The sequence below is a fragment of the Actinomadura sp. NBRC 104412 genome (assembly GCF_030269515.1).
GTDB lineage: Bacteria > Actinomycetota > Actinomycetes > Streptosporangiales > Streptosporangiaceae > Spirillospora.
Genome location: NZ_BSTM01000014.1, coordinates 124,841 through 139,591, shown reverse-complemented (window position 1 = coordinate 139,591; position 14,751 = coordinate 124,841). Strand labels below are relative to the sequence as shown.

General features: G+C 71.0%; 11 protein-coding genes. 7 read left to right on the top strand and 4 right to left on the bottom strand.

Annotation, left to right across the window (positions count from 1 at the left end):
• Positions 1-94 precede the first annotated feature (94 nt).
• From QSK21_RS19425 to QSK21_RS19395, 7 genes are all read left to right on the top strand, one after another.
• A complete protein-coding gene (locus QSK21_RS19425) occupies positions 95-1,465 on the top strand; it encodes a cytochrome P450 (protein ID WP_285697627.1) in 1,371 nt (456 codons plus the stop codon).
• 61 nt (positions 1,466-1,526) lie between these two features.
• A complete protein-coding gene (locus QSK21_RS19420; protein WP_285697625.1) occupies positions 1,527-2,462 on the top strand; it encodes a terpene synthase family protein in 936 nt (311 codons plus the stop codon).
• The gene (locus QSK21_RS19415; protein ID WP_285697622.1) at positions 2,459-4,147 is read left to right on the top strand and encodes a prenyltransferase/squalene oxidase repeat-containing protein; all 1,689 of its coding nucleotides are present in this window, start codon (positions 2,459-2,461) and stop codon (positions 4,145-4,147) included. The genes QSK21_RS19420 and QSK21_RS19415 overlap by 4 nt, the downstream gene beginning before the upstream one ends.
• 245 nt (positions 4,148-4,392) lie before the next feature.
• Positions 4,393-6,999, top strand: a complete 2,607-nt coding sequence (locus QSK21_RS19410; protein WP_285697621.1) for a sensor histidine kinase — start codon at positions 4,393-4,395, stop codon at positions 6,997-6,999.
• A complete protein-coding gene (locus QSK21_RS19405; protein WP_285697619.1) occupies positions 6,999-7,430 on the top strand; it encodes a roadblock/LC7 domain-containing protein in 432 nt (143 codons plus the stop codon). The genes QSK21_RS19410 and QSK21_RS19405 overlap by 1 nt, the downstream gene beginning before the upstream one ends.
• The gene (locus tag QSK21_RS19400; RefSeq protein ID WP_285697618.1) at positions 7,427-7,852 is read left to right on the top strand and encodes a DUF742 domain-containing protein; all 426 of its coding nucleotides are present in this window, start codon (positions 7,427-7,429) and stop codon (positions 7,850-7,852) included. The genes QSK21_RS19405 and QSK21_RS19400 overlap by 4 nt, the downstream gene beginning before the upstream one ends.
• Positions 7,833-8,456 (top strand): GTP-binding protein, encoded by a 624-nt coding sequence (locus QSK21_RS19395; protein WP_285697617.1) that lies wholly within the window; start codon positions 7,833-7,835, stop codon positions 8,454-8,456. The genes QSK21_RS19400 and QSK21_RS19395 overlap by 20 nt, the downstream gene beginning before the upstream one ends.
• Here QSK21_RS19395 and QSK21_RS19390 read toward each other — a convergent pair.
• The 4 genes from QSK21_RS19390 to nuoL all read right to left on the bottom strand — a co-directional run bounded on the left by QSK21_RS19390 (position 8,453) and on the right by nuoL (position 14,600).
• Positions 8,453-9,442 carry a polyprenyl synthetase family protein gene (locus QSK21_RS19390; protein WP_285697615.1) on the bottom strand — a complete coding sequence of 330 codons (990 nt, stop codon included), beginning with the start codon at positions 9,440-9,442 and terminating at the stop codon, positions 8,453-8,455. The genes QSK21_RS19395 and QSK21_RS19390 overlap by 4 nt on opposite strands.
• 83 nt (positions 9,443-9,525) lie before the next feature.
• Positions 9,526-11,103 (bottom strand): NADH-quinone oxidoreductase subunit NuoN, encoded by a 1,578-nt coding sequence (gene nuoN / locus QSK21_RS19385; RefSeq protein ID WP_285697613.1) that lies wholly within the window; start codon positions 11,101-11,103, stop codon positions 9,526-9,528.
• Entirely contained in the window at positions 11,100-12,689 is a 1,590-nt protein-coding gene (locus QSK21_RS19380; RefSeq protein ID WP_285697612.1) for an NADH-quinone oxidoreductase subunit M, read from the bottom strand. Before QSK21_RS19380 ends, nuoN begins: the two co-directional genes overlap by 4 nt.
• Complete coding sequence (gene nuoL / locus QSK21_RS19375) at positions 12,690-14,600, bottom strand: NADH-quinone oxidoreductase subunit L (RefSeq protein ID WP_285697609.1); 1,911 nt, start codon at positions 14,598-14,600, stop codon at positions 12,690-12,692.
• Positions 14,601-14,751 lie beyond the last annotated feature (151 nt).

The window sequence follows — 14,751 nt, the reverse complement described above, 5'->3', positions numbered from 1 at the left end:
AGAACCAACCCAAGATCGCTCCAACCGTCGCCGTCGGTCACCCCCCGAGCGGCCCTCTTCCCACCGGTTCATGGCACGACGAGGGGCAGTGGAAATGTCCGTTGATGTCGGCTCCGTCCCGACCCGGAAGGCCGTCTCCTTTCCGCTCTATCGAACATTCTCTCGATTTGTTCGGGACCCTCTCAGGGAACTGGAACGCATCAGCGCGGAGGCCGGAGGCGAGCTGATCCGGCTCGATCTCGGCGCCTCGCGTCCGTACCTGGCGACCCATCCCGACCACGTCCAGCAGGTGCTCCGCCGGGAGTCGCAGAACTTCGTCCGGGACGGCATGTTCTGGCGGCCGCTGCGCGGGCTCTTCGGCGCGAGCATCATGTCCGAGTTCGACGAGTGGGAGCTCAGCAAGCGGATCCTGCAGCCGGTGTTCTCCACCAAGCACGTGCGGGCGCTGACCGAGAGCATGGCGGACGCCATCAACGCGGCCGTGGACACCCTGGAGGCGCCGGCCCACGCGGGCGAGGCGATCGAGATCCTCCCGGAGATGGGCCGCATCGTCCACGAGACCGTGATCAAGGTGCTGTTCGGCAACAAGATCCGGCAGGCCGAGGCGGACCGGCTGGTCCCCGGCATGGAGAAGCTCGCCACCTCGATCGCGTACCGCTTCCTGCTGCCGTTCGTGCCGCGCTCCATCCCGCTGCCGGGCGACCGCGCCTTCGCCGCCGCGCTGGAGATGATGGACGAGACCCTGTACGAGCTGGTGGACCGGTACCGGGACGCACCAGGCGAGGGGTTCGACATCTTCACCGCGCTGTGCCAGGCCCGGATGACCGAGGGCAGCGGGCTGGACGACCAGTGGGTCCGCGACAACCTGCTGTCGATGTGGGCGACCAGCATCGAGACCACCACGGTCGCGCTGACCTGGATCTGGCCGATCCTCGACCGGCACCCGGAGGTGGCGGGGCGGCTACGCAAGGAGATCGACGAGGTGGTCGGCGGGGAGCGCGTCCGGCCCGAGCACCTGCACCGGCTGCCGTACGTCAAGCAGGTCATCCAGGAGCTGCTCCGGCTCTACCCGGTGGGCTGGATCTTCCCCAGGATCGCGCAGAACCCGACCAGCGTCGGCGGCGTGCCGATCAAGGCCGGGGACACCGTGCTGGTCAGCCCGTACCTCACCCACCGGCTGGAGTCGGTGTGGGAGGACCCGCTGAGGTTCGACCCCGAACGGTTCAGCCCGGAACGCGCCAGGACGCACCACCGCTACGCCTACTACCCCTTCGGCGGCGGCCCCCACATGTGCATCGGGCGGCACGTGTTCAACTTCGAGGCGGAGCTGATCCTGACGAGCATCCTCAGCAGGTTCCGCCCGGAGGTGCGGCACGCGGAGGGCGCCATCCCCAAGATCGGCGCGACGATCCGGCCGAGGAACGAGCTCAAGATGACCCTCGTCCCCCTGCGGAGCGCCGCGTGAGCCGCCGAGCGGACCGGACGCCCACGGCGGCGGCCCGGCCCGGCGCCCCCGGCCGGGCGGCGTGAGCGGGGACGGGCGCGGCGCGGACAAGGACATGGCCACGGTGCCCGAGGGCGGCCCTCTGCGGGACGCCTTCGGTGCCGGCACGGTCATGGCCCAGGCGGTCCGGGCCGCGCGTGATCTGGTCGCGTGCGTCGAGGCGCATCCGGGCCTCTTCTGCTCCGACGCCCTCGACGCCACCACCTGCAACGCGCTCGCCTGCGCCAACGCGTTCGCCGCCGCCGGAGTGGACGCGCCCCGAACGCGCATCCTCAACCGCACGGCGCTCTGGCTGTTCGGCCTGGACTGGCTGGTGGACCACAAGGCGGCGGCGCGCGAGGAGATCGAGGACATCAACCGGCGGGTGCTGGCCGTCCTGGACGGCGCCGATCCCGCGCCGGGCGACGAGCTGACCCCGTTCCTGGCCGAGATCCGGGACGAGCTCGCCGCGTCCCCCGCCTTCCCGGCGCTGCGCACCGCCTGGCGCGAGGACCTTGTGCGCGTGCTCGAGGCGGGCCTGCGCGAGTGGGAGTGGAAGACGGCCGCCGCGTCCGGCGACCGCGGCCGGCTGCCGTCGCTGGACGGCTACCTCGCCAACGCCGACAACATCGGCTCCGCCTGGGTGAACCTGTCGCACTGGATCGCGCTCGCCGACCCGGCCACGATCGCGAACCTGGAACCGTTGCGCGAGGTGAACCGCGAGGTGCAGAAGGCGCTGCGGCTGCTGAACGACCTGGCCACCTACGAGCGGGATCTGGCCTGGGGCGATCTCAACGCCATCATGCTCGACACCGACCGTGCGGGGGTTTCCGCCCGGATCGACGAGATCATCCGCTACTGTCGCCGCCTACTCGGGCCCCTGCGGGATCCCTGCCCGGACGGGACGGCGTATCTCGAACGGCAGCTCGGGTTCAACATCGCCTTCTACGGCGTCAGCGACTACTGGGGTTCGCCATGACCGAGCACGGGTCGTCGCTTCCGGCGGGGTTCGTCGACACCGGCGCCGCCGCCCGGGAGCTGGTCGCCGAGCTGCACGCCCATCCCTGGGGACGTTCCTCCCCCTCGGTGTACGAGACGGGACGGCTGGTGTCCCTGGCGCCGTGGCTGGACGGGCAGGCCGAGCGGTTGCGGTTCCTGATCGGTACGCAGCGCGCGGACGGCGGCTGGGGCCTCCCGGACGACGGCTACTCGCTGGTCCCCACGTTGAGCGCCACCGAGGCCCTGCTGAGCGCGCTCGCCGCGGGCGATCCCGCCGCGAACGCGCGGCGTGCCGAGCTGGTCAAGGCCGCCGATCATGGTCTGGAACGGCTGTCCCGCCTGCTGGCCCCCGGCCGCGACCTCGACGTGCCGGACATGCCGGCGGTCGAGCACATCACCCCGTACCTGATCGCACTGATCAACGCCCGGCTGGACGGGGCGGGCGACGGTCCGCCCGCGGGCCTGGAGTCCTGGCACGACACGGGCCCGTTGCGGGCTCCCGCGGGCATGGGCGGCGAGTTACTGCCGCTCGTCCGGGACCTGCTCGACCGGGGCGAGGCCGTCCCCCCGAAGCTGCTGCACGCGCTGGAGATCGCGGGGGATGCGGCGCGTTCGGCGCGGTCGGTCCGACCGGAACGTTCTGGGACGGTCGGCGCGTCCCCCGCCGCCACCGCCGCCTGGCTCGGCCCCGCCGGCACAGCCTCTGGCGAGTCGGGGGACCCGGAGCGCGCGGCGGCGCGGCGCTACCTGGAGGCCGCGGTCGAGCAGCACGGCGGCCCCGTCCCGGTGGCCGTCCCGATCACCGAGTTCGAGCGCGGCTGGGTGCTGGGGTGGCTCGCCCGCGCGGGCGTCCCGCTCCAGTCGCCGGGACGCGCGCTGGACGACCTGCTGGACGGGCTGCGGACCTCGCTCGGCGAGTCCGGGACGGGCGGCGGCGCGGGCCTGCCGCCCGACGCCGACACCAGTTCGGGCGCGCTGTACGCGCTGTCCCTGCTCGGCCGCCCCCATCCGCCCGACCTGCTGTGGAATTACGAGACGGACACGCATTTCTGCACTTGGCAGGGCGAGAACGGGCGGTCGGTCACCACCAACGCACACGTTCTGGAGGCGTTCGGCCAGTATCTGGAATGCACGGGCGGCGGCGAGCGGGCGGCCAGGTACGCCGCGACCACCGCGAAGGTGGCATTGTGGCTATGTGAACAGCAGGATCGGGACGGCGCGTGGCGCGACCGCTGGCATGCCTCCCCGTATTACGCCACCGCCTGCGCCGTTCCGGCGCTCGCCCGTTTCGGCGGCGACCGCTGTGCCGACGCGGTGGAACGCGCGCGGCGATGGGTGCTGGAAACGCAACGGCCGGACGGTTCGTGGGGTCGCTGGGACGGGACCGCCGAGGAGACGGCGTACGCGGTGCAGATCCTGCTCCTGCGCCAGGACGGACCTCCAGGGAGGGACGCCTCGCGTGCCGCGGCCCGGGGAGCGGTCTACCTCAGGACGGCCATCCATAGATCCGGACAAAACGAACTATGGATGACAAATGCCATTTCAACGACAGAACCGTATCTTTGGCACGATAAGGATATATACCACCCTATCACCATTGTCCGGGCGGCCATCCTGGCATCGCTCCACCTCGCCCAGAGCCGGCCGCAGGTTACGGGCGCGTGAATTCACTCACACCCGCACAGGAGACCGGCGAAAATTCGTTGAAGTAAACGATTCACCTTGAGGGGTTATGGGTATGTTGGTAAGGTTCTCGATGCACGAATACGGGTGATGCCGGCGCTGATGCAGACCCCGCTGTCGCAAGCCTTGCATCCGGGACGCCGCCGAGCATTGCAAAGCAACTTGACATTTGTTGGGCGATTCCCATGCGCTTTCGCAACTCGCGGCTGCGGACCAAGATTGCGGCGATGCTGGTCTCCCTCACCGCGCTGTGGGCCTTCGCGGCGTGGGTGACCGCCCGGGAGGGCATCAACCTCCTCTGGGTGAGCACGCTGGACACCAACGTCGCCGCGACGACGGACCCCATGCTCGTCGACATGCAGGCGGAACGGCGGCTCACCGTCGTCTACCTCGCGGCCCCGACGCAGCAACGGCGTGACGCGCTCCTCGCGCAGCGCGCCCGCACCGACAAGACCGTGGCGGTGGTGCTCAAGGGCATCAGGTCCGCCTCCGTCAAGCGCGCCGCCGACGCGAACCTGGAACGCCGGCTCACCGAGTTCGACGCCCAGTTGCAGCGTCTGCCCGTCGAGCGCCGCGCCGTCGACGCCGGGCTGTCGGACCGCGACCGCGCGTTCGACGCCTACTCGGCGATCAACGAGGCCAACTTCCGGGTGTACGACGAGCTGGCCACCCTCGACGACAAGGACTTCGCCGACGCCACCCGCGACCAGGTCGCCATCAACCGCACCTGGGAGCTGCTGTCCCGCGAGGACGCGATGGTCGCGGGCGCCCTCACCATCGGCAGGCTCAGCGCCGCCGAGCTGCAGCGGATCAGCCAGACGGTCGGCGCCCGGCGGTTCGCCTACGAGAGCGCGATGGTCGGCGTCCGCGCGACCGAGCCACAGCAGTACTCGGAGCTGAGCACCAACCAGAAGCTGGCCGAGGTCCGCGCCCTTGAGGACGGCCTGCTCAAGACGCGGCCCGGCCAGCGGCCCAGGCTGACCGACCAGCAGTGGCAGGCCGCCACCGGGCCGGCGCTCGACCAGATGCGCACCAGCATCCAGGCCGGGGGCAACCGGCTGGTCGAGCGCGCCACCCCGATCGCCATCTGGGTCGTCGTCCGGCTGCTGCTGGCCGGCGGGCTCGGGCTGATCACCGTTATCGCGTCCATCACCGTGTCCATCACCACCGCGCGAGCCCTGGTGCGCCAGCTCGAACGGCTGCGCACCGCGGCGTGGGAGCTGGCCGAGCAACGGCTGCCCAGCGTGGTCGAACGGCTGGGGCACGGCGAGAAGGTGGACGTGGCCGCCGAGGCGCCGCCACTGCGGTTCGGCGACGACGAGATCGGCCAGGTGGGCAAGGCGTTCAACCACGTGCAGGAGACCGCGCTGCGCACCGCGGTCGAGCAGGCCGAGCTGCGGCGCGGCATCCGTGACGTCCTGCTCAGCCTGGCCCGCCGCACCCAGACCCTGGTGCACCGGCAGCTGAGCCTGCTCGACACCATGGAGCGCAAGCGCGACATCGACCCCAAGGACCTGGAAGAGCTGTTCCGGCTCGACCACCTGGCCACCCGGATGCGGCGCAACGCCGAGAACCTGATCGTCCTGTCCGGCGCCATCCCGGCCCGCGGCTGGCGCCGCTCGGTCCCGATGGTGGACGTCGTCCGCGCCGCGGTCGGCGAGGTCGAGGACTACACCCGGGTCCAGGTGCTGCCGTTCGGGCCGGTGGAGCTGACCGGCCGCGCGGTCGGTGACGTCACCCACCTGCTGGCCGAGCTGATCGAGAACGCGGTGTCGTTCTCCCCGCCCGACACCGTCGTGCAGATCGGCGGGCACCTGGTCGCCAACGGCTTCGCCATCGACATCGAGGACCGCGGCCTGGGCATGACCGACGAGAAGCTCGCCGAGATCAACGCCCGGATCGCCGACCCGCCCGAGTTCAACCTGCAGAGCTCCGTCCAGCTCGGCCTGTTCGTGGTCGGCAAGCTGGCCGAGCGGTACGGACTCCAGGTCATGCTCAAGCGGTCCGCGTACGGCGGCACCACCGCGGTCGTGGTGATCCCCCGCGAGCTGGTCGTGGAGGAGCGGCCCGCGCAGCCGCAGCCCGAGCCGCGTACCGAGGCCGCCGTCCCGGCCGCGCAGGAGGGGCCGAGGCCGGTCCCCGCGGGCACCACCACCGAGAACGGCCTGGCCGTCCGCCAGCCGACCATGGTGGGGGCGCAGGCCGGCCCCGCGGACGGCTCCCCGGCCCTGGTCGCGGTCCCGGACCCGGCCCGCAGGTCCCCGGGCGCCGTCGGCCACGCGATCCCCGGCGAAGGCGGCCCGGACCGTCCCGAACCGGGCGACCCGCGGACCGGCACCTCGTTGGGCTCACCCACGGCCACCGGCCCGGTCACGCCGCAGGCGCAGCAGGGGCAGGCGCCCCCGGTGCAGGGCGTCGTCTCGGCCGGTCCTGGCACGACCCTGGACGGCGGCACCGGCACCGACCGCGCCGCCGCACCGAACGACGCCGGGGGTGGAGGTAGCCCCGGGCGTTCCACGACCGCGACCCCGCCCCCGGAGGATCTACCACCCGTGCCCGACATCGACAGCACCCCCTCGGGCCTCCCCGTCCGGGTGCCGCAGGCCAACCTGGCACCTCCGCTGCGCGACGGCGAGCCGCCCACGCAGCAGGACGCGGAGGCCGAGCAGGACCAGGGCCGCTCGCCCGCGGAGATCCAGCGGATCATGGGCTCCTACCAGCGTGGCACCCGCCGCGGCCGTTCCGACGCCGCCCGCGCGGCGGGCAGGGCCGCCGACGGCCGTTCCGATGCCGCCCCCGCGGCGAGCCGTACCGAAGGCGAGGAGGATCAGTGATGCAGAAGACGGGCTCGGCCGCCGATCTCAGCTGGCTGCTGGACGACCTGGTGGGACGGCTGCCGCACACCCGGCACGCGATCGTGCTGTCCGCGGACGGCCTGCTGATGGCCTCTTCCCGGAACTTCTCCCAGGACGACGGCGAGCACCTGGCCGCGGTCGCCGCGGGCATCCAGAGCCTGGCCAAGGGCGCGGGGACCCGCTTCGGCGGCGGGCCGGTCCGGCAGACGATCGTGGAGATGCAGTCGGCGTTCCTGCTGGTCTCGGTCGCCGGCAAGGGCGCCTGCCTGGCCGTGCTCAGCGACGAGGAGGCCGATGTCGGGCTCATCGCCTACGAGATGGCCATGCTGGTCACCGCGATGGGTCACCATCTGTCCACGCCGTCGCGGAGCGAGTCCGCCGCGGCCGCCGAGAGCAGGGGCGCGCAATGATGCCGCCCGAGGATCCCGAGCGGGAGGCGCGCCCGCCCGAGGTACCGGCCGACCTGCCGCCCGAGCGGCTGCTGGACGAGCAGGCCGGGCCGATGGTGCGGCCGTACGTGATGACCAGCGGCCGGCTCGAACCCACCCGCGGCAAGTTCGACCTGATCACACTGGTGGTGGCGATCGGGGTGAACCCGGAGGGCGAGGTCGGCCTGGGCCCCGAGCATCTGGCGATCCTGCGGCTGTGCCAGTCGGTGATGTCCGTCGCCGAGCTCACCGGGCATCTCAACCTTCCCGTCGCCACCGTCCGGGTCATGCTCGGTGACCTGCTGGACAAGGGCTTCATCACCATGCAGGAGCCCGAACCGGAGGCGGACATGCACGACATCAGGCTCTACAAGGCGGTGATCGATGGTCTCCGGGCCCTCTAGTCGCGACATGAACGGCCGTAAGCTCCCCACCGCGGTCAAGATCGTGATCGCCGGCGGTTTCGGTGTGGGCAAGACCACCATGGTCGGCACGGTCTCCGAGACCCAGCCGCTGCGCACCGAGGAGATCCTCACCGACGAGAGCATCGGCGTCGACGACATCTCCGGGGTGGAGCGCAAGGACACCACCACCGTCGCGATGGACTTCGGCCGCATCACGATGCGGGACGAGTACGTCCTCTACCTGTTCGGCACCCCGGGCCAGGAACGGTTCTGGTTCATGTGGGACGAGGTGACGCTGGGCGCCCTCGGCGCCGTGGTGCTCGCCGACACCCGGCGCCTCGCGGACTGCTTCCCCTCGGTGGACTACTTCGAGCGCCGCGGCACCCCGTTCATCGTCGCGGTGAACTGCTTCGAGGGTGCCCGCCGCTACGACCTCGAAGAGATCGAGATGGCGCTCAACCTCGGACCGAAGGTGCCGGTCATGCTGTGCGACGCGCGCAGCCTCGAATCGTGCAAGAAGGTCCTCATCAAGATGGTCCTGCACGCGATGAAGAGCCGCGGCCTCAGCCCCGAGAACGCCGCGCCTCAGAGCAGCGGCGTCTAGCCCGTCCTGGACACCACGTAGTCGCACAGCCCGATGAACGCGGCACGCGCCGGGATGTCGGGCAGCGTGAGCAGTTCCGCGCGGGCGTCCTCGGCCCAGCGGCGCAGGTCGGACCGTGAACGCTCCATGGCCGGGTGTGCGCGCAGCAGCGCCAGCGCCTCGGCGTGCAGCGCGTCGTCGGTGAGGTCCTGGTCGAGCAGGGCGCGCAGCCGCGCGTCGTCCGGACCCGACCCGATGCCCGCGAGAACGTGGTGGACGGGCAGGGTGCGGATCCCTTCCCGCAGGTCGATACCGGGGGTCTTGCCGGACTGCTCGGTGTCGGAGGCGATGTCGAGCACGTCGTCCGCCAACTGGAACGCGACGCCGATCTTCTCGCAGGCCGAGGTGACGGTGTCCACCACATGGGTGGGCGCGCCCGACAGCAGCGCCCCGAACTGGCCCGACACGGCGATCAGCGAGCCGGTCTTGTCCGCCACCACCTGGAGGTAGTGCTTGAGCGGGTCGGCGTCGGGCGCGGGACCCACGGTCTCCTGGATCTGGCCGCGCACCAGCCGGGAGAACGCGCGGGCCTGGATCCGCACCGCCTCGGGGCCGAGGTCGGCGAGCAGGTCGGACGCGCGGGCGAACAGGTAGTCGCCGGTGAGGATGGCGACGGTGTTGGTCCAGCGGGAGTTGGCCGAGGGCTCGCCGCGGCGCACCGTCGCCTCGTCCATCACGTCGTCGTGGTACAGCGTGGCCAGATGGGTGAGCTCCACCACCACCGCCGCCTCCACGACGCCGCGCGCCGCGGGGTCGCCGAAGTGGGAGGCCAGCAGCACCAGCGTCGGCCTGAACCGCTTGCCGCCCGCCTCCACCAGGTGCTTGGACGCCTCCGCGAGCAGCGGATCGTCGCTGTGCACGGCGTCGAGCAGGACGGCCTCGATGGCGCCGAGCCGCTCCTGGACGGCCGCCGCGAGCGCCTCGTCGACGGAGAGGTCGAAGGGCACGCCCCCTCCCCTCAACGACCGTCCTCCGGGGCCTCCGCCGAAAGCTTCACTCACCCAAGACCCCCTACCGGACTGCCGGCGCGCTACCGGACGAACAGTTGTGACGCGGCATGCCCCGCCAGGTCCAGGACGGGCTGGGGGAGCACACCCAGTACAACAGTAGCCGTCACGCCGAGCACCACCGCTGCCGCGGTGGCCGGTCCGACGACCACCGACGGGCCGTCCGCCTCCGGCTCGCTGAAGAACATGACCACGATCACCCGGACGTAGAAGAACGCCGCGACCGCCGACGACAGCACACCGACGATCACCAGCGGGGTCGCGCCCTCCTGCACGGCCGCCGAGAACACCGCGAACTTGCCGGTGAACCCGCTGGTCAGCGGAATACCGGCGAACGCCAGGAGGAAGAAGGCGAACACCCCGGCGACCAGCGGGGCCCGCCGTCCCAGGCCCGCCCAGCGGGACAGGTGCGCGGCCTCGCCGGCGGTGTCCCGCACCATGGTGACCACGGCGAACGCACCGATCGTGGTGAAGCCGTAGGCCGCCAGGTAGAACAGCGTGCCCGACAGACCGGACTCGGAGGTGGCGACCACACCGGTGAGCAGGAAGCCCGCGTGCGCGACCGAGGAGTAGGCCAGCATCCGCTTGATGTCGGTCTGGGTGATCGCGATGACCGCCCCGGCCACCATGGTGAGAATGGCCACACCCCACAGCGCGGGCCGCCAGTCCCACCGCAGGTTCTCCAGCGCGACGTAGTACACGCGCAGCAGCGCGCCGAACGCCGACACCAGCGTGCAGGACGCCATCAGCGCCGTGATCGGGGTGGGGGCGCCCTGGTAGACGTCCGGCTTCCACATGTGGAACGGCACCGCGCCCAGCTTGAACAGCAGCCCGACCGACAGCAGCGCCACCCCGGCCAGCAGCAGCGGCTCGCTGCCCGCCTCCCGCTGGATCTGCGTGGCGATCACCGAGAGCCGCACCGAGCCGGCGTAGCCGTACAGCAGCGCCACCCCGTACAGGAAGAACGCCGAGGAGAACGCGCCGAGCAGGAAGTACTTGACCGCGGCCTCCTGCGACAGCAGCCGCCTGCGGCGGGCGAGGCCGCACAGCAGGTACAGCGGCAGCGACAGGATCTCCAGCGCCACGAACATGGTGAGCAGGTCGTTGGACGCGGGGAACATCAGCATCCCGGCGACCGCGAAGGTCATCAGCGGGAACACCTCGGTCTGCGCCAGACCGGCCGCGTGCGTCTCCTGCTCGGCCTCGCTGCCGGGCAGCGCGGACGCCTGCGCGGCGAAGTGCACCTGCCTGCGCTCGACGATCAGCAGCAGGCTGACCAGCGCCAGCACCAGGATCGTGCCCTGTAGGAACAGCGTGGGCCCGTCCACCGCCAGCGCGCCTTCGGCCGCCACGTGGTGCGGCTTGTCCCGCCAGGCCAGCGCGATCGTCCACACGAACGCGGCCGCGAGGCCGATGAAGGCCAGCCCCGCCTGCAACGGGAAGCGCAGCCCGCGGCCTGCGAACGCCTCGATCAGCACGCCGACGATGGCGATGCCGAACACCAGCAGCATCGGGCCGAGCTGCCCGTACTCGATGTGCGGTGCGGGGATGTCGGGCGCCGCCTGCGTGAGGACGAGGCTCACGGGGGTGGTGACGCTCATGGGCGTGCTCCGTTCTCAACGGCGGTACCGGCGATCTCCGGCGCCGGGTCGCGCTGGTCGACCCTGACCAGCGTCTGCTCCACCGAGGGTTTGATCACGTTCAGGACCGGCTGCGGGAAGAAGCCCATCACCACGATGATCGCGATGATCGGGCCGATCACCCACTTCTCTCGTCCGGACAGGTCCGGGAAGTCGTCCCCCGCTCCGCTCGGGATGCGGAGCGGACCGCCCATCGTCCGCTGGTACATCCACAGGATGTAGATCGCGGCCAGCACGATCCCGACCGTCGCGATGATCGCGGGCACCCGGTAGCGGGCGAAGGTGCCGGTGAAGACCAGGAACTCCGAGACGAACGGCGAGAGCCCGGGAAGGGACAGCGAGGACAGCCCGGCGACCAGGAACGTCCCGGCCAGCACCGGCGCGACCTTCTGGACGCCGCCGTAGTCGTCGATCCGCGCCGAGCCACGCCGCACGATCATGAAGCCGACCAGCAGGAACATCGCGCCGGTCGAGAAGCCGTGGTTGACCATGTACAGCGCGGCGCCGGACTGCGCCTGGCTGGTCATCGCGAACACGCCCAGCACGATGAACCCGAAGTGGGAGACCGAGGTGTAGGCGACCAGCCGCTTCAGGTCGACCTGGCCGATCGCCAGGACGGCGCCGTAGATGACGCTCAGCACGGCGAAGCCCAGCACGACCGGGGTGGCCCACTCGGCGGCGCCGGGGAACAGCTCCAGGCAGAACCGCAGCATCCCGAACGTGCCGACCTTGTCCAGCACGCCGACGATCAGGACCAGCGCGCCGGGCGGCGCCTGCTGCGCCGCGTCCGGCAGCCAGGTGTGGACGGGCACCATCGGCGCCTTGATGGCGAACGCGACGAAGAACGCCAGGAACAGCCACTTGGCCGTGGTCGGGTCGATGTCCAGCCGGGTCAGCTCGGTGAACAGGAACGTGCCGCGGCCCAGCCCGCCCTCGCTCGGCGACGCGGCCGACAGCGGGTACAGCCAGATCACCGCGACCAGCATCAGCAGCCCGCCGAGCAGCGAGTACAGCAGGAACTTGACCGCCGCGTAGGAGCGCTGGGCGCCGCCGTACGACCCGATGAGGAAGTACGCGGGGATCAGCATCGCCTCGAAGAAGACGTAGAAGAGGAAGACGTCGGTCGCCGCGAAGACGCCGATCATCATCGCTTCCATCGTCAGCAGCAGCGCGAAATAGGTGTTGACGCTGCGCTTGGCGGGGACGCCGACGCCGCCGGAGCGGTCCGCCTCGTTCCAGGACGCCAGGATCACCAGCGGGACGAGGACCACCGACAGCAGGATGAGGACGAGCGCCACGCCGTCCACCCCGACGGCCCAGTGCACCCCGAACTGCCGGATCCACCAGTACTGCTCGGCGAACTGGAACCGCGGCCCGCCGGTCTCGAAACCGGAGGCCATCGCGATCGTCCCGGCCGCGACCAGCAGCGAGACCGCCAGCGCGACCTGCTTGACCAGCGACTCGCGCGCCCGCGGCAGCAAGGCCACCAGCAGCGCTCCCACCGCGGGCACCGCGATGAGGACGCTCAGCCAGGGAAAGTCTTCCATTTAGACGTTCACCACCAGGAGCGCCGCCACGATGACCGCAGCGCCGCAGAACATGGAGAGGGCATAGGTCCGGGCGAACCCGGTCTGGATGCGGCGGACACGGCCCGACGTGCCGCCGATACCGGCGGCCAGGCCGTTGACCAGGCCGTCGACGCCGCGGCCGTCGAACCAGACCGCGAGCCGGGTCAGCCACTGGCCCGGACGCATCAGCAGCGACTCGTTGATCGCGTCGCCGTACAGGTCCTTGCGGGCCGCGACGGTGACGAACGAGCCCGCGGGGGCCTCGCGCGGCACCGGGCGGGCGCCGTACTGCCGCCACGCGATGCCGACGCCGATCAGCATCAGCACGAACGTGGCGACCCCGGGACCGGTGATCGGCTGGAAGCCGTGATGCTCGGCCACGCCCACCACCGGGGCGAGGAACTCGGAGAACCCGCCCAGCACCAGGAACCCGCCGGCGAACACCGAGCCGACCGCCAGCAGCATCAGCGGGACGGTCATCACCTTCGGCGACTCGTGCGGGTGGACGCCCTCTTCCCAGCGTTCCTTGCCGTAGAAGGTCATGAACATCACCCGCGACATGTAGTACGCGGTGATGCCCGCGCCGATCAGCGCGCACGTGCCGAGGACGGCGCCCGACGTGCCGCCCTTCTCGAAGGCCGCCTCGATGATGCCGTCCTTGGTGAACCAGCCGGACAGCCCGGGGAACCCGATGATGGCCAGGTAGCCGAGCCCGAAGGTGGCCCAGGTGACCGCCATCAGCCCGCGCAGCGCGCCGTAGTGGCGCATGTTCACGTCGTCGTTGGTGCCGTGCATGACCGACCCGGCGCCCAGGAACAGGCCCGCCTTGAAGAAGCCGTGCGCGATCAGGTGCGCGATGGCGAAGGCGTACCCGGCCTTGCCGAGCCCGGCGGCCAGGTGCATGTAGCCGATCTGCGACATGGTGGAGCCGGCCAGCGCCTTCTTGATGTCGTCCTTGCCGGTACCGATGATCGCACCGGCCAGCAGCGTGGCGGCGCCCACGATGGTCACCACCAGTTGCGCGTCCGGCGCCATCTCGAAGATCGGCGCGGAGCGGACGATCAGGTAGACGCCCGCGGTCACCATGGTCGCGGCATGGATGAGCGCCGACACCGGGGTCGGGCCCTCCATCGCGTCCAGCAGCCAGGACTGCAACGGCAGTTGCGCGGACTTGCCGCACGCGCCGAGCAGGAGCAGCAGCCCGAGCGCGGTGGCGGTGCCGGTGCTCAGCCGCGCGGCCGCCCCGGCGTGCTCGGCGCCCTCACCCAGGATCTGCTCGAAGCCGACCGTCCCGAAGGTGGCGAACATCAGCATGATCGCGATCAGGAAGCCCATGTCGCCGACGCGGTTCACGACGAACGCCTTCTTGGCCGCGGTCGCCGCGGTCGGCTTGTACTGCCAGAACCCGATCAGCAGGTACGAGGCGAGGCCGACACCCTCCCAGCCGATGAACATGGCCAGGTAGTTGTCGCCCAGCACCAGCAGCAGCATCGCCGCCACGAACAGGTTGAGGTAGGCGAAGAACCGGCGCCGGTCGGGATCGTGCTCCATGTAGCCGATGGAGTAGATGTGGATCAGCGACCCCACCCCGGTGATCAGCAGCACGAAGCTGATCGACAGCGGGTCCACCAGCAGGCCCATGTCGACCTTGAACGAGCCGACGTTCAGGAACTCCCACAGGTGCACGGTGCGGCGGCGCTCCTCGGCGCCGTACCCGAGCATCTGGGCGAACATCGCCGCGCCCAGCGCGAAGGAGGCCAGCGGCGTCAGCACGCCGAGCAGATGCCCCCACCGGTCGGTGCGGCGGCCGCCCAGCAGCAGGATCGCCGCGCTCGCCGCCGGCAACGCGATCAGAAGCCAGGCCAGCGACTGGATGCCTTCCGCTTTCATCCCGGACCTCTCTGGTCTTCCTGGGGACGGCCCCCCAGACCCCCAGGGCTACGCCCAGTCATCAGTACCTGCACTTTCTGGGGGCGGACCCCCAGACCCCCAGGGCTTCGCCCAACCATCAGTACCTGCACTTTCTGGGGGCGGACCCCCA